Genomic DNA, 22,096 nt, shown 5'->3' with positions numbered 1-22,096 from the left:
GATGTTAGCAAAGCAAACTGAAAGAGTAAGTTTCTCTTCTGTAAAGAACAGACCTGATTACCCGGACTTTCTGGATATCCAGATAAAGTCTTTTCAGGACTTCTTTCAATTAGAAACCAAATCAGAAGAGCGGGGAAATGAAGGTCTCTATAATACCTTCCTGGAAAACTTCCCAATTACGGATACCCGTAATCAATTTGTACTAGAATTTTTAGATTATTTTGTGGACCCGCCAAGATATTCCATACAGGAGTGTATTGAGCGTGGTTTAACATATAGTGTGCCGCTTAAGGCTAGATTAAAACTATACTGTACCGACCCTGAACACGAAGATTTTGAAACCATCGTACAGGACGTATATTTGGGAACTATTCCTTACATGACCCCTAGTGGTACCTTTTGTATCAATGGAGCAGAACGTGTTGTAGTTTCTCAGCTGCACCGTTCCCCCGGAGTTTTCTTTGGACAATCCTTCCACGCAAATGGAACAAAACTTTATTCTGCCCGTGTAATTCCTTTTAAAGGTTCCTGGATAGAATTTGCTACCGATATTAACAGCGTAATGTATGCTTATATCGATAGAAAGAAAAAATTACCTGTTACTACACTTTTCCGTGCTATTGGTTTTGAGCGCGATAAAGATATTTTAGAAATCTTCGATCTTGCTGAGGAGGTTAAAGTTTCAAAAACAGGACTTAAAAAAGTATTAGGTCGTAAGCTAGCGGCCCGTGTATTGAACACCTGGTATGAAGATTTTGTTGATGAAGATACGGGAGAGGTAGTTTCAATAGAACGTAATGAGATCGTTTTAGATCGTGATACAGAACTTGAAAAAGAGCATATAGAAGAAATTCTTGAAACCGGAAGTAAAACTATTCTTCTTCATAAAGAAGATAACCAAACCGGTGATTATGCTATTATTCATAATACATTGCAAAAAGACCCTACCAACTCTGAAAAGGAAGCGGTAGAACATATTTATCGTCAACTGCGTAATGCAGAACCGCCAGATGAGGAAACTGCACGTGGTATTATCGATAAATTATTCTTCTCAGATCAGCGTTACAGCCTTGGAGAAGTAGGTCGATATAGAATGAATAAAAAATTAGGTCTTGATGTTGCCATGGATAAGCAAGTGCTTACCAAAGAAGACATCATTACCATAATTAAATACTTAATCGAGCTTATTAATTCTAAAGCAGAGATTGATGATATTGACCACTTATCTAACCGTCGTGTTAGAACTGTAGGTGAGCAATTATCTCAACAGTTTGGAGTTGGTCTTGCTCGTATGGCACGTACCATTCGTGAAAGAATGAACGTTCGTGACAACGAAGTATTTACCCCGATAGATTTGATTAATGCGAAGACACTATCTTCTGTAATCAACTCTTTCTTTGGTACCAACCAGTTGTCTCAGTTCATGGACCAAACGAACCCGCTTGCAGAGATCACGCATAAGCGTAGACTTTCAGCACTTGGGCCAGGTGGTTTATCAAGAGAAAGAGCAGGATTTGAGGTACGTGATGTTCACTATACTCACTACGGAAGGCTTTGCCCAATTGAAACTCCTGAAGGTCCAAACATTGGACTTATTTCCTCACTTTCAGTTTACGCTAAAGTGAACGGAATGGGCTTTATTGAAACACCATACCGTAAGGTTGAAAATGGAAAATTAAATCTTTCAGAAGAAGCCATTTATTTAAGTGCTGAAGAGGAAGAAGACAAGAAAATTGCACAGGCTAACATTCCGCTTAAGGAAGACGGTACAATAAATACAGACAGGGTAATTGCACGAATGGAAGGAGATTTCCCTGTGGTAGATCCCAAGGAAATACATTATACCGATGTGGCACCAAACCAAATTTCGTCAATTTCTGCATCCTTAATTCCTTTCCTTGAACACGATGATGCAAACCGTGCCTTGATGGGATCTAACATGATGCGCCAGGCACTTCCATTGCTTCAAGCCGATTCTCCAATTGTGGGAACAGGACTAGAGCGCCAGGTAGCTACAGATTCTCGAGTATTGATTAATGCTGAAGGAGAAGGGGAAGTAGAATATGTAGATGCAAGAAAGATTATCATTAAGTATGATAGAACGGAAGAAGATAGAATGGTGAGCTTTGATAGTGATTCAAAGAGTTACGATCTTATAAAATTCCGTAAAACTAACCAGGGTTCTTCTATTAACCTTAAACCAATTGTTAGGGTTGGAGATAGAGTAACCAAAGGCCAGGTTTTATGTCAGGGTTATGCTACCGAAGCAGGGGAACTTGCATTGGGTAGAAATATGAAGGTTGCCTTTATGCCCTGGAAGGGTTACAACTTTGAGGATGCGATTGTGATTTCAGAAAAAGTGGTAAGAGAAGATATCTTTACTTCTATCCACGTAGATGAATATTCACTTGAAGTTCGTGATACCAAATTAGGGAACGAAGAATTAACTAACGATATTCCTAACGTTTCAGAAGAGGCTACAAAAGATCTTGATGAACACGGGATGATTAGAATTGGTGCAGAGGTTAAACCCGGTGATATTCTTATTGGTAAGATTACTCCAAAAGGAGAAAGTGACCCAACACCGGAGGAAAAATTACTTCGTGCGATTTTTGGAGATAAAGCAGGTGATGTTAAAGACGCATCGCTTAAAGCTTCTCCATCTTTAAACGGGGTGGTAATAGAGAAAAAACTCTTTGCCCGCGCAATTAAAGATAAGCGTAAGAGAGCTCAGGATAAGGAAGATGTTGCAGCGCTTGAGAAGAAGTACGATGCTAAATTTGCCAATTTAAAAGCTGAACTTGTAGATAAGTTATTTGCTATTATAGGTGGAAAAACTGCTCAGGGAGTTCAAAACGATCTTGGGGAAGAGGTAATGCCAAAAGGTAAGAAATATACCTTGAAAATGCTTAACTCGGTAGATGATTATACGCATTTAACACATGGTACCTGGACCACAGACGATCACTTAAATTCATTGGTAGCAGATCTTATCCATAATTATAAGATTAAGGAAAACGACCTTCAGGGTAACCTTAGAAGAGAGAAGTTTACTATTTCTGTAGGAGATGAACTTCCTTCTGGTATTCTTAAACTAGCTAAAGTTTACATTGCTAAAAAGCGTAAACTAAAAGTAGGTGATAAAATGGCGGGACGTCACGGTAACAAAGGTATTGTTGCCAGAATAGTTCGCCAGGAAGATATGCCATTCCTTGATGATGGTACACCGGTTGATATCGTGTTGAACCCACTTGGGGTACCTTCACGTATGAACATTGGTCAGATCTACGAAACTGTACTTGGATGGGCAGGTCAAAAGCTTGGTAAGAAATATGCTACCCCAATTTTTGATGGGGCTACCATAGACCAGATTAATGAGCTTACAGACGAAGCCGGAATCCCAAGATACGGGCATACTTATCTTTATGATGGTGGAACAGGAGATCGTTTTGACCAACCTGCAACGGTAGGGGTAATCTATATGTTGAAATTAGGACATATGATTGAAGACAAGATGCACGCCAGATCTATTGGACCATACTCGCTTATTACACAGCAACCACTTGGTGGTAAAGCACAATTTGGTGGACAGCGTTTTGGTGAGATGGAGGTTTGGGCACTTGAGGCTTATGGAGCATCCAGCACCCTGCGTGAAATCTTAACAGTGAAGTCAGATGACGTGATAGGAAGGGCCAAAACTTACGAGTCTATCGTGAAGGGAGAGCCTATGCCAGAACCCGGCCTACCGGAATCTTTTAACGTACTTATGCACGAATTAAAAGGTCTTGGTTTGGATATTAAATTAGAAGAATAAAATACTGTTTATAAAGGGGCGTTTAGGCGCCCCGTCAAACAGATTTTTCACAATAATTATAGCAGCAGTTATTATGGCTAGAAATAATGATAAGAATACAGTAAAGAGATTTGATAAAATCTCTATCGGTTTGGCTTCCCCGGAATCTATCCTCGCAGAATCTCGTGGTGAAGTTCTTAAACCGGAAACTATCAATTATCGTACGCACAAACCTGAACGTGATGGTTTGTTTTGTGAGCGTATTTTTGGTCCTGTAAAGGATTACGAATGTGCCTGCGGTAAATATAAAAGAATACGTTACAAAGGAATTGTTTGTGACCGTTGTGGGGTAGAGGTAACCGAAAAACAAGTACGTAGAGACCGTGTTGGGCACATTAATTTGGTAGTTCCTGTAGCACATATCTGGTATTTCCGTTCTTTACCAAATAAAATTGGATACTTGCTTGGTCTTCCGTCTAAGAAATTAGATATGATTATTTACTACGAACGTTACGTAGTAATTCAACCAGGTATCGCTAAGAATGAAGAAGGAGAAGCATTAAAGAAAATGGATTTCCTTACTGAAGAAGAGTATCTAAATGTTTTGGATAGCCTTCCGCAGGAAAATATGTATTTAGAAGATAACGACCCCAATAAGTTTATCGCTAAAATGGGAGCCGAATGTCTTATTGAAATATTAAGAAGAATAGATCTTAACGAACTTTCTTACGAGTTAAGACACAAGGCTAATAACGAAACTTCAAAGCAACGTAAAACCGAAGCGCTTAAGCGTCTTCAGGTTGTTGAAGCTTTCCGTGATGCCAATAACAATCGCGAGAACCTTCCGGAATGGATGATTATGAAAGTGGTTCCTGTAATTCCACCAGAATTACGACCTCTTGTACCTCTTGATGGTGGACGTTTCGCGACTTCAGATTTAAATGATCTTTATAGAAGGGTGATTATTCGTAACAACCGTCTAAAAAGATTAATGGAGATCAAAGCTCCTGAAGTGATTTTACGTAACGAAAAACGTATGCTTCAGGAATCTGTAGATTCATTGTTCGACAATACCAGAAAATCTTCAGCGGTAAAAACAGACTCTAACCGTCCGTTAAAATCGCTTTCAGATTCGCTTAAAGGTAAGCAGGGACGTTTCCGTCAAAACTTACTTGGTAAGCGTGTAGATTACTCTGCACGTTCGGTAATTGTTGTTGGACCTGAGTTGAAAATGCACGAATGTGGTCTTCCAAAAAATATGGCGGCTGAACTTTACAAACCTTTTGTAATTAGAAAACTAATTGAAAGAGGAATTGTAAAAACAGTAAAATCTGCCAAGAAAATAATAGATAAAAAAGAGCCGGTAGTTTGGGATATTCTTGAGAACGTTCTTAAAGGACACCCAGTATTACTTAACCGTGCTCCTACGCTACACCGTTTAGGTATTCAGGCTTTCCAGCCAAAACTTATTGAAGGTAAAGCGATACAATTACACCCATTAGCCTGTACTGCATTTAATGCCGATTTTGATGGTGACCAGATGGCGGTGCATTTACCGTTAGGGCCTGAGGCTATTTTAGAAGCCCAGTTATTAATGCTTGCTTCTAATAATATTCTTAACCCGGCAAATGGTTCGCCAATTACAGTACCATCTCAGGATATGATTCTTGGTCTTTATTATATGACCAAGTCTAGAAAATCTACAGACGAGGTTAAGGTGAAGGGTGAAGGTCTTACTTTTTATTCTGATGAAGAAGTAGTAATTGCTTACAATCAGAAAAGAGTAGATCTTAATGCCGAAATTAAAATTCGTGCGAAAGATTTTAACGAAGTAGGAGAATTAACTTACCAAATTATAGAAACTACCGTTGGTAGAGTACTGTTTAACCAGGCGGTGCCAGAAAAGGTAGGCTTTGTAAATACTGTACTTACCAAGAAAAACCTTAGGGATATAATTGGTGAAGTATTGGCTAAAACAAGTGTTCCTGAAACCGGAGAATTCCTTGATGCAATTAAGGAAATGGGATATGGATACGCTTTCCGTGGTGGACTTTCCTTTAGTTTAGGTGATATTATTATCCCTGCTGAGAAACAAACCATGATTGATGAAGCCAATGAACAGGTTGAAGGTATTGTAGGAAACTATAATATGGGGCTTATCACCAATAACGAGCGTTATAACCAGGTAATTGATATTTGGACATCTACCAATGCCGGTCTAACCGAGTTGGCTATGAAACGTATTCGTGAAGATAAGCAAGGTTTCAACTCTGTGTTTATGATGCTTGACTCTGGTGCTCGTGGATCTAAAGAACAGATTCGTCAGCTTACCGGTATGCGTGGTCTTATGGCCAAGCCTAAGAAATCTAACTCTGGTGGTGGTGAAATTATTGAAAACCCAATTCTTTCTAACTTTAAAGAAGGTCTTTCAATTCTTGAATACTTTATCTCTACTCACGGTGCACGTAAAGGTCTTGCCGATACCGCACTTAAAACTGCCGATGCAGGTTATCTAACCCGTAGGTTGGTAGATGTTTCACAAGATGTTATCGTAAATGAGGAAGACTGTGGAACTTTAAGAGGAGTAGAAGTTAAGCCACTTAAGAAAAATGAAGAAATTGTAGAATCGCTTGGAGAACGTATTTTAGGACGTATTTCTCTTCACGATGTTATAAACCCTTCAAATAACGAACTTTTAGTCGCTTCAGGTGAAGAAATTACTTCTGAAATTGTTAGTAAGATTGAAGATGCACCAATTGAGAGTGTAGAGGTAAGATCTCCATTAACCTGTGAGGCTAAAAAAGGAATTTGTGTAAATTGTTACGGACGAAACCTTTCTACCAATAAATTGGTACAAAGAGGAGAAGCTGTAGGTGTGGTTGCTGCGCAATCTATTGGGGAGCCCGGTACACAGTTAACGCTACGTACTTTCCACGTGGGAGGTATTGCCGGTAACATTTCAGAAGATAACAAACTTGAGGCTAAATTTGCCGGTATTGCCGAAATTGAAGACCTTAAAGTTGTAAAAGGAGAAGCTCCCGACGGAAGCCAGGCTGAGATTGTGATTTCAAGAACTGCCGAACTTAAAATTAAGGATGAAAAAACCGGAGTGGTATTGAGCAACAATAACATTCCATACGGTTCTCAAATCTTTATTGATAACGGTGCTAAAGTATCTAAAGGTGATGTGATTTGCCAATGGGATCCATATAACGGTGTTATTATTTCAGAATTCGCCGGTAAAATTAAATATGAAAACGTTGAGCAGGGTGTTACCTACCAGGTTGAAATTGATGAGCAAACAGGATTCCAGGAGAAAGTAATTTCTGAATCCCGTAACAAAAAGCTTATTCCAACTTTACATATTTTAGGTAAAAAAGACGAAGTAATTCGCTCTTATAACCTTCCTGTAGGGGCTCACCTTATGGTAGACAACGAAGAGAAAATTGGCGTTGGTAAGATTTTGGTTAAGATTCCTCGTAAATCATCTAAAGCAGGTGATATTACCGGTGGTCTTCCAAGGGTAACCGAGTTGTTTGAAGCTCGTAACCCATCTAACCCTGCTGTAGTAAGTGAGATTGATGGTGTTGTTTCCTTCGGAAAAATTAAGAGAGGTAACCGTGAAATTATCGTTGAATCTAAACTTGGAGAGGTTAAGAAATACTTAGTGAAGTTATCTAACCAGATCCTTGTTCAGGAAAACGATTATGTTCGTGCAGGTATGCCACTTTCTGATGGTTCTGTTACTCCAGAAGATATTCTTAATATCAAAGGGCCAAATGCTGTACAGCAGTATCTTGTAAACGAAGTTCAGGAAGTTTACCGACTACAGGGTGTGAAAATTAACGATAAGCACTTTGAGGTTGTTGTTAGGCAGATGATGCGTAAGGTTAGAATTCAGGATCCGGGAGATACTATTTTCCTTGAAAACCAGCTTGTTCATAAATCAGATTTCATTGAAGAGAACGATAAAGTATTCGGAATGAAAGTGGTAGAAGACGCTGGGGATTCAGAAAACTTAAAACCGGGTCAAATCGTTTCACCAAGAGAGCTTAGAGATGAGAACTCTTTGTTAAGACGAGAAGATAAAAACCTGGCCACTGCAAGAGATGTAACTGCTGCAACCGCTACACCGGTTCTTCAGGGTATTACTCGAGCATCGCTACAAACAAAATCGTTTATCTCGGCGGCTTCCTTCCAGGAAACTACCAAAGTATTGAACGAAGCAGCTGTAAGCGGTAAGATCGATAAACTTGAAGGATTAAAAGAAAATGTAATTGTAGGACATAGAATCCCTGCAGGTACAGGTATGCGTAAGTACGATAGCATTATCGTTGGTTCTAAAGAAGAATTTGACGAAATGATGGAACACAAGCAAGAAGTTAACTATAACTAATACCAGTAAAAGAGCCGCAATCGCGGCTCTTTTCTTTTTATAAGATGAGGAATCCCGATCTAAAGTCGGGATTTTTTGTATTTTTATATATGCGATAAAGCAAGTGCTCCGGTGTTTTCGCCGGAACCTTTTAAATAAAATTCAAATTAATACTATGAGTGAAGAAAGTAAGAAACCTAAAAAAGGTCAAATAAATATAGAACTGGATGAAACAGTAGCAGAAGGAACTTATTCTAATTTAGCAATCATTAATCATTCAGTTTCAGAGTTTGTGGTAGATTTTGTAAACATTATGCCCGGGAAGCCTAAAAGTAAGGTGAAATCGAGAATTATTTTAACGCCACAGCATGCAAAGCGCTTATTAAAAGCTCTAGGCGATAATGTACATCGTTTTGAAAAAGCTCACGGTGAAATTAGAGATTATGAAAAGGCACCAATGCCTTTAAATTTTGGTCCTACCGGCCAGGCTTAAAAAAATCAATTTACTCAAAGAGGCTGTCTAAAAAGTCTATTCTCGTCAAGCTGAATCTGCCCGTCCGGTCAGGCGGGCTTGTTTCAGCTTCTAACATGTTTTTAATAAGCAACAGTTAGATCCCCGATAAAGAATCGGGGCAGGCTCTGAAATAAATTCAAAATGACGATTTTAAAACTTTTTCAGACAACCTCTTTTTTATTGACTTTAAGATAAACATCACGTTAGTGATTTTTAAAAGTATTCATGAAAAAAGAAAAGTAAAACCCCGGTTAATCTCCATTTATTTTTTGGTTATATCGGTATATTGTGAAGGATATAACGAGTTGGCTTTAATGCGTAAGAAATGAAAGAGCAGATTATAAAAAAGATATACAATCAGTTGTATAAAAAAGATGTCGATAAGACATTAAACATATTTCTGTGTGGTGCTGATACTGGCAATACAGATTCGTTTAGACATTTACTAAATATAGAATTTAAAAAATATGCAAAATTCAATGTAGTCTACCCAGAATTCATTTTTGCGACTCTTCTAAATAAAAAAGATAGCAACTTATTAGAATTAGAAGATGAACTTGCTAAGTATGTTGACTTAATTATAATCCCGTTAGAAGGACAAGGTACTTTAGCGGAAATAGGTGCTTTTACAGTAAATAAAAAATTGCTTCCAAAGATTTTAGCAATAAATGACATTCGCTATAAGAACGCCAAAAGTTTTATAAATCTAGGACCTATTGATTTAATTAAAAAACAAAACTCAAATCATTTATTTTATTATAAAAAAGGTAAAGAAAAAGATATTTTTCCAAAGCTTTTGGGAGAAATCAACACTAAAAAAATTGATAAAAGATTCGCTTATGAATTAGAAAACATTTTTAATTTATCCCGATATATATTTTATTTAATTTCTGTTTTTCAACCCTTAACAAAAAAAGAGATAATCAATCATCTCAACCGACTTACGGAACAAATAAAAGACGAGAAAATAAAACTAAAATTTATAGATGCTTCTATTCAAATACTAGTTCAGAAAAATAGAGTTGAAAAAGATTTTGATCCCAACTTCGTAGAAATTTATACACTATCCGATGAAGGACACAAATATGTTTATGAAGAATTATTACCAAAACTTCAAATTGTCAATGAGTTTTCAGATATTAGACTAAATATTCTTCGAAATAGAATTAAAAAAGATAAAAAGAATATGGGTAAGGAAATAGAGCTTTTAGAATTAGAGTAGCCGTTAATAGTGCGATGATTCGTCCCACTGGTTTTAACTTACATTTATACAATGAATTAAGTGTCAAAAACGTCAGAGTTTTCAACCCTTAATTGATTTAAGTAAAAGCTTTCCTTACCCTTTTTAAGTAAATGAATAGACTTGATAAATTAATACTTGAGATCGGTTTAAGTCGAAATGTGATTGAAAATTATATCACATTTGCTGACAAGCATTATAAATCCCATTATTTGCCTAAAAAGGGAGGTGGAAAAAGAACAATAGATTGTCCAGGGAAAAATCTAAAGACTATTCAAAGATGGATACTAAAGGAGTTTCTTAATAAACTAGAGGTTAACAAAAGAGCTAATGGTTTTGTGAAAAATAGAGGGATTAAAAGAAATGCTCTATATCATTTGAAAAAGAAACATATACTAACTGTTGATATAAAAGATTTTTTTTATAGTATTTCCCAAAGACAAGTCTTTGAGACCTTGAATGCTAACTACAATGACCGAGATTTTGCACTAAAAATTGCAAAAATCTGTACTTACCAAAGATATCTTCCTCAAGGTGCTCCAACCTCTCCAGCTTTATCAAATCTTGTTTTTAAACCAATCGATGATGAGATTATGAAGTATTGCAATTCTGAATTAATTCATTATTCCAGATATGCAGATGACCTAACTTTTTCATCAGATAATAAACAATCCCTCCAATATGCCTATAGGTTTATTAATGATCTACTTTATAAGAATGGATTTAATCTTAATTCCAAAAAAACTAGATATTTATCCGGTAAAGGTAATATGTCTGTAACAGGAGTGAATATCAATACAGGTAAACCAAAAGCAGATCCAAAACTAAAAAAACAAGTCCGGGCAGAGCTTCATCATTACATCATTAAGGAAAAAGAGATAAACCTGAATAAGTTAGCAGGTAAGATTTCTTTTATTAGAAGTATAGAAGAGGATTATTCTCAAAACCTAGATTTCTACATTAAAAGATTATATAAGAAAAAGGCATTTATTCAGAAAATGGCCTCTAAAACGCACTAAAGCCAACAAAGAACTGAGCTAACTTCCAAGTAAACTATCCCATTTTTGATACAAAATTTTCATCATAAGGCAGGCCTGATTTCGCGATCGCAAAAGCTTGTTTAAGAAGTTTATTACAGACTGCAATCAATGCCAGTTTCTTGCTCTTTCCCTTGGCTATTATTCGCTCGTAGACCTCTGTAACCTCCACTTAAAATCCAACTGTTTAAAAGTTTAATATATTTTATAAATTTAAGCTTATATATTCCTTAAAAATGGAGAAAAAAGCTTCCACTTCCCAGCCCACTAAACGAATAGCCGCCATAGACCTTGGCACCAACTCTTTTCACGCAGTTTTGGTAGATATCTATCCCGATGGAAGTTTTCGAACGGTTAATAAGCTTAAAGAGATGGTTAGCCTGGCCGAAAAAGGTCTGGAAGATAGATTGAGTGACGAAGCTATAAACAGGGGATTGGAGGCTCTTAAACGAATTAAATTCTTATGTGATAGCTATAAAGTAGAAAATATTCTTGCCTATGCTACCAGTGCCATTCGGGAGGCCGAAAATGGAGGTGATTTTATTAAAGAAGTAGGAGAGCAAATTGGAATTAGGGTACGTGCCATTTCTGGAAAAATGGAAGCTGAAATGATTGGCCTCGCTGTAAAACACAGTATTGCTTTAACTAAAGAGCCGGTGCTTATGATAGATATAGGCGGTGGAAGTGTAGAATTTATTATTGGGAACCATAACGAATTTAATTATTACAATAGTTTAAAATTGGGGGTTGCCAGGATGACTGCCGAGTTTGTAGAATCAGATCCTATTAAAGAAGATGATATTAAAAAGCTTCAGGGTCATTATAAAAAAGAGCTACCTGAAATATTGAAGTTGGCCAAAAAGCATAAAGTGAAAACCATTATAGGCTCTTCAGGAACTATGGAAAATATTGGTCAAATGGTTGCTGGCAGGTCATCTTTAACTGCCGATAGGAGTCTAAACGAACTTGAATTTACGGCAAAAAACTTTCAGGAGTTGTATTCAGATTTTATAAAACTTGATAGAAAACAACGTAAAAAAGAAAATGGCCTTGAAGAAAAGAGGATAGATATTATTAATGCCGGGATGATTTTGGTGCAATTTCTTATTGAAAAATTAGGGGTTGAAAATATTAAAATTTCTGAAGCTGCACTTCGGGAAGGAATGATCTTAAATTTTATTGAAACCAAAAAAGACCAACTTAACCTGGATCTTGTCGCCAATTTTAAAGACCCAAGACGTAGAAGTGTTTACGAATTACTTAGAAAAACCAACTGGATTGAAGCACATTCCCGGCATGTTGCTAATTTCTCATTACAACTGTTTGATGTTTTTAAGGAAGAATTGGAGTTAAAGGAATCTGATAGGGAATTACTGGAATATGCCAGTTTAATGCATGATATTGGTTATTATATTTCCTATAGAAAGCACCATAAACACGCTTTATATCTCATTAAATATTCAGACTTACTGGGTTTTAAAGAAGATGAGATTAATATTATGGCCAATGTGAGCAGGTATCATAGAAAGTCTACGCCACATAAGCGGCATAAGCCATATAAACAATTAAGTAAAAAGCTACGAAAAAGGGTTAAAAAGCTTTCGGCAATTTTAAGGCTTGCCGATGGTTTAGATCGTAGCCATTATCAAAACGTACACAAGCTTGAAATAAATAATAAAAAAGAAACTATAGAGCTTTTAATTACTACCCATAGCGACCCCGAACTTGAAATATGGGGTGCTTTAAGAAAGGGCAGCTTGCTGGAGAAACTTACCGGTAAGAAACTTAAGATTTTTCAGGTGTTGGAAGATTGAAAATAAATTAGTCTTTATATTTTTTAAAATAAATCCTGGCTGCCTTCATCACACGCGGTGCAAGAATTAAGGTGGAAATCATGGTTGGAATGGCCATAAAGGCAAAAAAGCTATCAATGAGGTTAATCATCATACTCAAAGAAGTAGTGGCCCCAACAAGAATACTGGCAATGTAGAAATAGTTGTAATAATGTTTGTTTTCGGCACCGGCCAAATAGGAGAGACATTTTGTTCCGTAGTAAGAAAAAGAAAATAGAGACGAAATACTAAATGCCGAGATACAAAGCAATAAAAGATAATCTCCAACATAAGGAATAGAATCTTCAAAAGCCGCTGCTGTTAGGCTCACTCCATTCTCATCTGAGGTTTGCCATATACCTGTTACCAAAATGCAAAGCGCGGTTAAGGTGCATACTACTAGAGTATCTATGGCAGGTCCCAACATAGCTACCAATCCTTCTCTAACAGGTTCAGAAGTTTTACTTGCTCCGTGTGCCATTGTTGCGGTTCCTATTCCGGCTTCATTAGAAAAAGCACCTCTTCTTATTCCTAAAATAATCAAACCACCCAGCATACCGCCTAACATAGGTTCTCCTCTATAATTTTCGGCAGCAAAAGCATCTGTAAATATGGATGAAAAATAATAGGGGACTACATCATAATTCACAATCAAAATAATAATTACCGAAATAAAATAAAGTGCCACCATAGACGGAACCAATTTGGAAACGGTTTTACTTATTCGTTGCAACCCGCCAAGAATAACTACCGAAGTAAGAATAACCAGGATAAAACCTATTATAAGGTTTGTTTTAAAACCCGTAGGAATATTATTGGGTTCTAAAAGAATGTAATTTATAGCTTCGGTAAGTTGGTTTACATTAAAGACCGGAAGTGCCCCAATAAGTCCTGCTACACTAAAAAAGATGGCCAAAAACTTCCACTTTTTACCGAGGCCTTCTTCAATAAAATACATAACCCCACCCTGTATATTTCCCTGGGTGTCTTTGCCTCGGTACATAACCGCCAGGGTATTGGTGAAAAATTTGGTAGCCATCCCAACTACTGCGCTTACCCAAAGCCAAAAAATTGCACCGGGTCCTCCAAGAGCTATTGCTACAGCCACACCGGCAATATTTCCCATTCCTACGGTAGAGGAAAGAGCGGTAGAAAGTGATTGAAAATGATTTATTTCCCCAGGATCATTAGGGTTGTTATATTTTCCTCTAAGTAGATCTAATGAATGCCCTAAATATCTAAACGGAAGGAAATTAGATAAAATAAGCAAGTAAAATCCGCCGCCAATTAGCAAAATTACCAGGGGAAGTCCCCAAACTGCCGCTGCGAATTGGGAAATGAGTTCGTCTAATGCATCCATAAATCTTGATTACGGCCAGAATATATGAAATTAAGTCCTATCTAACACAGCCCTTTAAAATGTTTCTTGAGAGTTTTGTGTTAGTTTTTGTAAATCAGTTGTTTAGAATTCAGAGGTGAAATGAAATTTAATAGACGGATATTTATCGCGAGTCATTTGCAGCGAAAATTGAGAATCTGCCAAAAACACTAATTGTCCCTTCTTATCTTTTGCCAGAAATTTTGATTTTAGCCTTTTAAAATCTTTAAATTCTTCGCTTTTTTCATCTTCGGCTTCTATCCATGTTGCTTTATAAACGTTTAGGTTTTCGTAGGTACATTTGGCGCCATATTCGTGTTCTAATCTATATTGAATAACTTCAAACTGAAGGGCTCCTACGGTTCCTATAATTTTTCTTCCGTTTAACTCAAGCGTAAAAAGCTGCGCAACCCCTTCATCCATCAACTGGTCAATCCCTTTAGCCAGCTGTTTAGATTTCATAGGATCGGCATTGTTTATATACCTAAAATGTTCTGGTGAGAAACTGGGGATTCCTCTATAATTAAGCTTTTCTCCTTCGGTAAGTGTATCTCCAATTTTAAAGTTTCCCGTGTCGTGTAGGCCAACAATATCGCCGGGATAAGAAACATCAACAATTTCTTTCTTTTCTGCAAAAAAGGCATTTGGACTGGAGAATTTTAAATTTTTATTTTGGCGTACGTGCAAGTAGGCTTTATTTCGCTCAAATTTACCCGAAACAATTTTTATAAACGCTAATCTATCGCGGTGTTTGGGATCCATGTTGGCGTGAATTTTAAATACAAAACCGGTAAATTTATCTTCATCGGGTTTTACCAGGCGCTCTTCACTTTCTTTAGATCTTGGGATAGGGGCAATATTAATAAAGCAATCCAGTAATTCCCTAACTCCAAAATTGTTTAATGCCGAACCAAAAAATACGGGTTGCAGGCGGCCTTCCAGGTATGCATCTTTATTAAATTCTGGATATACACCCTGGGCAAGTTCAAGTTCATCCCTTAAATTGTTTGCCGCGCTATTTCCAATTAGGTCATCCAATTCGCCAGAATTTAAATCAGAAATTTCAATAGTATCTTCAATATCTTTTTTAGGATCTCCGGTAAAAAGGTTTACATTTTTCTCCCAAATATTATAGATTCCTTTAAAGTCGTACCCCATTCCAATAGGGTAACTTAAAGGTGTAACGGTAAGATTTAATTTTTGTTCAATTTCATCAAGTAATTCAAAAGCATCTTTCCCTTCTCTATCCAATTTATTGATAAAAACAATCATGGGGATGCTTCGCATTCTACAAACTTCCACTAATTTTTCAGTTTGTTCCTCCACACCTTTGGCAACATCAATAACCACAATCACGCTATCTACAGCTGTTAAAGTTCTAAAGGTGTCTTCAGCAAAATCTTTGTGTCCCGGGGTATCCAGGATATTTATTTTTATATCTCTATATTCAAAAGCTAAAACCGAAGTCGCAACCGAGATACCTCTCTGGCGTTCAATCTCCATAAAGTCGCTGGTAGCACCTTTTTTTATCTTATTAGATTTTACCGCCCCTGCCTCCTGTATAGCACCTCCAAAAAGGAGCAATTTCTCGGTAAGCGTGGTTTTACCGGCATCGGGGTGGGAAATAATTCCAAAGGTTCTTCTTCGATTTAATTCTTTTTGAAAACTCTTCATCTGTAAAAATATTAATGGATTCTCCTTCTACTACAAGGTAAAAATGAAGAAGCCGCTGTGATAATTGTTAATTACCGGAGTTTACTCGATCATTGAAATTTAATGCTCCGAGACCTGTCTCGGGGTAATTTGCCTCCAAATACTTAAGCGCCGCAAAAGTACTATTATTTTAAGGAAAAGTAGGGATAATTTAAAAGTCGGTTTTATAAAATATTTCCGGATGGGCATCAAAAAAACATTAAAAGCTTCCGGCTTTGAAAACATTCATTAATTTTACATTATGGGGTATTTTTTGAAAATAATAATGGTTTTTTTGACCATTTTTTTAGTTAGTTTGAATTTTTATGGGCAATCTACCATGCAGCAAATAGCAAAGGGGAGCTATGTTATTAATATGGGAGTTACCCCACAAACTGCCGATAACTCTTTGCAAGCCTATGGGTTACTCTATACTTTGTTGAAAAATCAAAAACTTGAAGTAAAATGGGTTATTAATCCAGGCAAGTTAAAAGACGGTGTAGACTTTAACTATAGGGATAAAAGCTTTAAAGGAGGTACATTTATTATTCCGGTCTCTTATATAACAAAAGATGTAAAGAAATTAATTACTGCCTGGGAAGAGAAAGGGGGGGTTGGCATATATTTGGAAGAGGACATTCAGGCTCCGGTTTTTACCAGTTTATCTATGGCCCCACAATGGACTTTAGATAGGGAAAACGGTTATATTGCTGTACCTTTCTTTAAGGCTGCCAATATTCCTGAACAAGCTTATGGTGGAAATGATAGCCGAAATTGGAAAACACCGAAAGACCTGGGTGTTTGTGATGATATTTTTGTGATGCCCCACGCTGATCCGCGATTTCATTCTCATAAGAATCTTTATGTTTGGAACAGAAAATATAAAGGCGCAATTTGGGCTGGGTGCCACGCTGTAAGTATCCTGGAAAATCTTACGGGTAATATAAAAACAGAAGATAATGACAGTACAGCATTTATTCAACTGAACTTTTTAAGCGCCGGTTTTCCCGGAGCTCAAAGTGCCGGGTTGATTCCATATAGGAAGCATAGCCATGGAACTCCACCCTTTCAAAACTTATTCCCATCAGACCCGGTGGCGCAATATATGGGTAGCCCCGATAAAGCGCATCTTAATGGTTCAGAAAGAATCTTTTTGCCCAAAAAAATAAACAGATGGCGTAAAGAAACAAAGAAAATTGTAATAGATGCCGATGCTCCTGATATTCCTGAGATTTCTGAAGATACAGCGGTAATTACTGCCTACGGACACGCATATGGGAACCCTAAAAATGGATTGGTAATGTATCAGGCCGGGCATAGTATATATGGTGAAAATCCCGAAAATATTGCTGCTATACGAGCCTTTTTTAATTGGAGTTTTTATGCAGCTGAGGTGAAAAGAAGGGAAAACGCCTTGGAATTTAAAAATAGTAAAGGTGTGCCAATATTGGATACTAAGGTTGGTGACGATCTTATTACAGCATTAAAGCTAAACCCCATTCATTTTGATTTGGATAAAGCTGAAATTAGGCTTGCTGATAAACCGGCCCTGGATAGTATTGCTGATTTCATGAAGGATCATCCGGCACTTTTGTTAGATATAAGATCCCATACCGATAGCCGGGCGAATGATGTTTATAACCTCCAACTTTCGGAAAAAAGGGTGAAGGCTACTATTCAATATTTAATTGAAAAAGGCATCTCGGGTTCACGTATTTCGGGAAGAGGCTATGGCGAAACGGCATTGCTTAATCACTGTGGGAATAATACCGAATGTAATGAAGCGGAGCACAGAAAAAATAGAAGGTCAGAATTCATTCTAAGTATAAATTGTGATGTATATTCCCGAAAAGGATTTTAGTAGTTTTTTATAATGCTATTTAGAATTAAAATTGCAACATAATTTTAGGAAATGTGGACTTGTAAAAGCCAAACTTCATTTCGTACATTTGGCATTCAAAGAAAAACATGGGAACAGATAACGTAGTATTAGTTAACGAGAAAGGCGAGCAAATTGGCTTGATGGAAAAGATTGAAGCACACGAAAAAGCCTTGTTGCACCTGGCATTTTCGGTTTTCATTTTTAACAAAAAAGGTGAGTTGATGATTCAACAGCGCGCCCTGGATAAATATCATTCTCCGGGTTTATGGACCAATACCTGCTGTAGTCACCAACGCGAGGGAGAAAGTAATGTAGCTGCCGGAAAAAGAAGACTTCAGGAAGAAATGGGCTTTAGTACCGAGTTGAAGGAGGTTATGAACTTTATTTATAAAGCTCCTTTTGATAATGGGCTTACAGAACATGAATTCGATTATATCCTGATTGGAAACTATGAAGATGATCCTAAACCCAATCCAGATGAAGTAGCTAGCTGGAAATGGATGAGTCTCGATGAAATAAAATCTGATATGAAGACAAATCCGGAACTTTATACCGAATGGTTTAAGATTATTTTCGACAAATATTATTCAAGTATTAAATAATGAGGTTAAGTGTACATAGAAAAGCTCACTTTAATGCGGCACATAGGCTTTATCGAAAAGATTGGAGCGATGAGAAAAACCTGAAAGTTTTTGGGAAATGCAGCAACCCTCATTATCACGGGCATAATTACGATTTAATTGTAAAGGTTACCGGTGAAATAGATAAGGAAACGGGTTTTGTAATGGATTTAAAACGACTTAAAGATCTTATTTACGAAGAGGTGGAAGTGCCTTTTGACCATAAGAACTTAAATAAAGAAGTTAAGCCGTTTGATGAACTAAACCCTACAGCTGAAAATATAGCCGTGATAATTTGGAACAAGATCAGAAAACGATTGAAGCCTGAGCTAGATCTGGAAATAACGCTTTACGAAACCCCCAGAAATTATGTAACCTATAAAGGAGAATAAATGGCACTAAAACTTGGCGATAAATTACCCCGATTAACTTTAAAAGATCAGGAAGGAGAGAACTATCATTTTTCGAGATTGGAAAATACGGCACTGGTTGTATTTTTTTATCCCAAAGATTTTACTCCGGGCTGTACTAAAGAAGCATGTAGTTTTAGAGACCATTATCAGGAATTTCAGGATTTGGGGGCTGAGGTTGTAGGTATAAGTACCGATAATGAAAACTCCCATAAAAAATTTGCTTCAAAATATAAGCTTCCTTTTGTTTTGCTTTCAGATAAGGAAAAAAGAGCAAGAAAGGCTTTTGGTGTAAAACCGGGTTTACTTGGTTTGCTCCCGGGGCGTGAAACTTTTGTATTTGATAAAGATAAAAAGTTAATTCATAGGTTTAATAGCATGGGGGCTTCACAGCACATTCCCGAAGCACTTAACTCTCTAAAGAAAATTCAGGGAAAATAATATTTGATTATCTGGTTATTTGTATCGAAAAATATACTAAATTCGCAGCCGAAATTTAAGTGATATGGCAAGTAAAAGATTATTGAAAAGAGATGTGAATTATGTAATGGGAGACATTATTGATGCTGCATACATACATCAAATGGCTAACCCTGACGACGCATCTAAGACGGAAGCGATTGTAGATGAAGCTATCTCTAATTTTGACGAATTGATCGTTAAGATCAATCAAAAAGATGTTGAGAATAAAAAACAGCATTTTAAGGCAATAGAAAAGGAGCTGGAAGTGAAAGCTGAAGCCCTTATTGCAAAGATTAATGCGTTATAGAATTAACCGGCCGATGTAGCTCAGCTGGCTAGAGCAGCTGATTTGTAATCAGCAGGTCGTGGGTTCGAGTCCCTCCATCGGCTCTTAATAAAAAACCTCCCTTTTTTAGGGAGGTTTTTTTATGCAGTTTTTTCTGGGCGCGAGAGGTGGAGTTCTTCGTTCTTAAATTGAACGCCTGTTTGGATTAAACTGAATTTGCTCACTTGTTCAGTCCAGATTGTTTTAGCCTCCAAATCATTTATATCTTTAATCCCGAATCAAAAATATGGCAGGTCTTTGCATAACCTAAATCATACTATTCTGAGACAGAAGTCTCATATTGTAATTTTTCCTGTTGTCCTTTTGCTTTTTTAATACTTCTATTTAATAAAATACTGATGCCCAGCGCTATAATTATTAGCCCGGTGAAAACATAAAACACCGGAATATAGCTTCCTGTTCTTGTGTAAATTTGCGATACCAGGGTAGGACCAATAAGTCCGCCTAAAGACCAGGTGGTCAATAAATAACCGTGAATGGCACCCAGTTCTTTGGTTCCAAAGAGATCGCCTATAAAGGCAGGCAGATTAGAAAAACCACCGCCGTAACAACTTACCACCAAAAAGATAAAAATTTGGAATATAAACGCCGAAGTAATAACCGGGAGGGTGGTAAAAGCAATTAGCTGAATTATAAAGAAGACAATAAAAACTTTTGGCCGGGAAATATAATCTGAAGCTGCCGCCCAGCCTAATCTACCACCGCCATTAAAAATTCCCATGAGGCCAACCATAGTGGCAGCCGAGGCGGTTGAGAGGCCTGCAATATTTTGTGCCATGGGAGAAGCTACCGAGATCATCATAATCCCCGCGCTGGTGTTGATAAGCATCATAGTCCATAACATCCAAAAGTGTTTAGTCTTAACCGCCTCTCCTGAGGTGGCCTGGGTTAAATCTTTTTTAATCTTTTTAGTTCCATCTTTTATAAGCTCCTTCATTCGGGCAGGCATCCAGTTTCTGGGTGGGGGAGCAATATAGGATGCGCCAAGCATCATTAGTGCAAAATAGGAAGCTCCCAATACATAGAAAGTGTAACTAATCCCTATAGACTCTATTAGATTTGCTGCTATTGGGGCGGTTGCTAAGGCACCGGTACCAAAACCAAGCACTGCCATTCCTGTTGCCAAACCACGTTTGTCTGGAAACCATTTTACCAGGGTAGAAACCGGTGCTATATAACCAATACCCAGTCCCAGGCCACTTAATAAACCATATGATAACAGAAAACCTGTTAAGGAACTCATAGAGATAGCTAAACCGGAACCTGCCTGGCCTAAGCTAAATAGAACAGCGGCAAGCATAGCCGATTTTCTTGGCCCACTTCTTTCTACAAATTTTCCGAATAATGCTGCTGAACCTCCGCCCAAAACCATCATAATTGTAAAAGCAGTGGTAACCGAAGCCATTGTCCATCCTTTAATATCTACAAGTGGTTGTGTATAGACGCTGTAGGCATAGGCGGCGCCAATAGAAATGTGAATAGAAACTGCTGAAGCTGCAATTAACCAACGATTTTTCTTAGTAGTGTCCATTTATAGATGATGTTTTTAATAAAATGATTGTTTCGTATGTAATACGATAACAAGTATAAGTTTTTATTGTGAAAATCTGTATAAAATGCGTTTGTTGTTGAAAATTAATAATAAAAAAAAAGTCCGTAGTTAATTAACTACGGACTTTTAAAATGATTAGATGTAGACTGAATTAGCTCACTGTCTCTTCATCTTTGCTGGTTTCTTCCGACTTTATATTTTCAATCTCTTTTTGTTCAGTTTTTCGCTCTTCTAAGAAATTTTTTAATTCTTTTCCGTACATAGATTTTTTAACCTTTGGCTGTAGAGAATTATAAATAGTATCAAGGTATTTGATATTGGCATCAAAAACTTCAGACAATGCTAAATATGGAGCTACTTCAAGGTTATTATTATTAATGGCGAAATTAACGGTGTAGAGATATTTTCTTTTAAGAAGGCTTTCATACTGCTTGTTTAACTCAATCAACTTTTCCTCATTTTCTGATTGCTGTGCTTCAAAATTCTCTTTTATTAACTCCAGGTTCTTATCGTTAAAGCGACTCATCATTTTACGATACTCTTCCAACTTTTCCTGATTTTTTGCGCCGCTTATTTTTGCATCGGTTACAAAATTCTCTAGTGTGGTGTTAATGGTTACCTGGCCTTCTTCTGCAAAGAAATCTATGCGATCGTCGTACTGCGAGTTATCTATTTTTTTAAGATAAAGGTACATTACCTGTGGGCTTTCAATAAAAGTTTCAAGTGTAATATTGGAATTACCGCTAACTTCTACAGAGTCCACATCCAGCATTAGTGTATCTTCTATTTTCTGAAGATAAACGGTTCCTTTTTTAAGGCCTTCAATATTGGCATTTACAGTAAGATTACTTTTTTTATTGTTACAGGAAATAAGGGCTATAACAGCTATTAAAAGAATGCTTATTTTTTTCATCTTTTTTATAATTTTCTTTCTTCTATCCAGTGCTTGTTGTAAGCTGATAT

Annotated in this window: 15 protein-coding genes, 1 tRNA gene and 1 pseudogene; 12 read left to right on the top strand and 5 right to left on the bottom strand. The window is 37.0% G+C overall.

Going from position 1 to position 22,096, the window contains the following annotated elements:
* Position 1: 1 nt before the first annotated feature.
* The 5 genes from rpoB to I6U49_RS07870 all read left to right on the top strand — a co-directional run bounded on the left by rpoB (position 2) and on the right by I6U49_RS07870 (position 10,941).
* The gene (rpoB, locus tag I6U49_RS07890) at positions 2-3,814 is read left to right on the top strand and encodes a DNA-directed RNA polymerase subunit beta (protein ID WP_193710516.1); all 3,813 of its coding nucleotides are present in this window, start codon (positions 2-4) and stop codon (positions 3,812-3,814) included.
* A gap of 73 nt (positions 3,815-3,887) precedes the next feature.
* Complete coding sequence (gene rpoC, locus I6U49_RS07885; RefSeq protein WP_198628254.1) at positions 3,888-8,189, top strand: DNA-directed RNA polymerase subunit beta'; 4,302 nt, start codon at positions 3,888-3,890, stop codon at positions 8,187-8,189.
* A 154-nt stretch (positions 8,190-8,343) separates the two neighbouring features.
* Positions 8,344-8,661, top strand: a complete 318-nt coding sequence (locus I6U49_RS07880; RefSeq protein ID WP_198628253.1) for a DUF3467 domain-containing protein — start codon at positions 8,344-8,346, stop codon at positions 8,659-8,661.
* Positions 8,662-9,007: 346 nt separating this feature from the next.
* Positions 9,008-9,904 (top strand): retron St85 family effector protein, encoded by an 897-nt coding sequence (locus I6U49_RS07875; RefSeq protein ID WP_198628252.1) that lies wholly within the window; start codon positions 9,008-9,010, stop codon positions 9,902-9,904.
* Positions 9,905-10,035: 131 nt separating this feature from the next.
* A complete protein-coding gene (locus I6U49_RS07870; RefSeq protein ID WP_198628251.1) occupies positions 10,036-10,941 on the top strand; it encodes a retron St85 family RNA-directed DNA polymerase in 906 nt (301 codons plus the stop codon).
* Positions 10,942-10,975: 34 nt separating this feature from the next.
* On the opposite strand, the pseudogene I6U49_RS07865 reads toward I6U49_RS07870, so the two are convergent.
* A pseudogene (locus I6U49_RS07865) lies at positions 10,976-11,119 on the bottom strand (IS110 family transposase); the annotation flags it as partial.
* Between the two features lie 76 nt (positions 11,120-11,195).
* Here I6U49_RS07865 and I6U49_RS07860 point away from each other — a divergent pair.
* Positions 11,196-12,773, top strand: a complete 1,578-nt coding sequence (locus I6U49_RS07860) for a Ppx/GppA phosphatase family protein (RefSeq protein ID WP_198628250.1) — start codon at positions 11,196-11,198, stop codon at positions 12,771-12,773.
* Positions 12,774-12,780: 7 nt separating this feature from the next.
* Here I6U49_RS07860 and I6U49_RS07855 read toward each other — a convergent pair whose 3' ends face one another.
* Complete coding sequence (locus I6U49_RS07855; RefSeq protein WP_193710522.1) at positions 12,781-14,151, bottom strand: alanine/glycine:cation symporter family protein; 1,371 nt, start codon at positions 14,149-14,151, stop codon at positions 12,781-12,783.
* A gap of 102 nt (positions 14,152-14,253) precedes the next feature.
* Entirely contained in the window at positions 14,254-15,843 is a 1,590-nt protein-coding gene (locus I6U49_RS07850) for a peptide chain release factor 3 (RefSeq protein WP_198628249.1), read from the bottom strand.
* 313 nt (positions 15,844-16,156) lie between these two features.
* Between I6U49_RS07850 and I6U49_RS07845 the strand changes: the two genes are divergently transcribed.
* The 6 genes from I6U49_RS07845 to I6U49_RS07820 all read left to right on the top strand — a co-directional run bounded on the left by I6U49_RS07845 (position 16,157) and on the right by I6U49_RS07820 (position 19,625).
* Positions 16,157-17,722, top strand: a complete 1,566-nt coding sequence (locus I6U49_RS07845; protein ID WP_198628248.1) for an OmpA family protein — start codon at positions 16,157-16,159, stop codon at positions 17,720-17,722.
* Positions 17,723-17,829: 107 nt separating this feature from the next.
* Positions 17,830-18,345 (top strand): isopentenyl-diphosphate Delta-isomerase, encoded by a 516-nt coding sequence (idi, locus tag I6U49_RS07840; protein ID WP_198628247.1) that lies wholly within the window; start codon positions 17,830-17,832, stop codon positions 18,343-18,345.
* The gene (locus I6U49_RS07835; RefSeq protein ID WP_193710526.1) at positions 18,345-18,755 is read left to right on the top strand and encodes a 6-pyruvoyl trahydropterin synthase family protein; all 411 of its coding nucleotides are present in this window, start codon (positions 18,345-18,347) and stop codon (positions 18,753-18,755) included. Before idi ends, I6U49_RS07835 begins: the two co-directional genes overlap by 1 nt.
* Entirely contained in the window at positions 18,756-19,214 is a 459-nt protein-coding gene (locus tag I6U49_RS07830) for a peroxiredoxin (RefSeq protein WP_198628246.1), read from the top strand.
* A 64-nt stretch (positions 19,215-19,278) separates the two neighbouring features.
* Complete coding sequence (locus tag I6U49_RS07825) at positions 19,279-19,542, top strand: hypothetical protein (protein WP_193710528.1); 264 nt, start codon at positions 19,279-19,281, stop codon at positions 19,540-19,542.
* 9 nt (positions 19,543-19,551) lie between these two features.
* Positions 19,552-19,625: transfer RNA gene (locus I6U49_RS07820), tRNA-Thr, on the top strand.
* Between the two features lie 212 nt (positions 19,626-19,837).
* Here the strand turns inward: I6U49_RS07820 and I6U49_RS07815 are convergent.
* Together I6U49_RS07815 and I6U49_RS07810 are read right to left on the bottom strand one after the other, a co-directional pair.
* Positions 19,838-21,112, bottom strand: coding sequence for an L-lactate MFS transporter (locus I6U49_RS07815; protein ID WP_198628245.1), 1,275 nt, complete (start codon positions 21,110-21,112; stop codon positions 19,838-19,840).
* Positions 21,113-21,284: 172 nt separating this feature from the next.
* Positions 21,285-22,046, bottom strand: a complete 762-nt coding sequence (locus I6U49_RS07810) for a DUF4369 domain-containing protein (RefSeq protein ID WP_198628244.1) — start codon at positions 22,044-22,046, stop codon at positions 21,285-21,287.
* Between the last annotated feature and the right edge of the window lie 50 nt (positions 22,047-22,096).

It is taken from the genome of Salegentibacter maritimus, assembly GCF_016236915.1.
Classification (GTDB): Bacteria; Bacteroidota; Bacteroidia; order Flavobacteriales; family Flavobacteriaceae; genus Salegentibacter; species Salegentibacter maritimus.
This window is presented reverse-complemented; position numbering and strand designations above follow the sequence as displayed.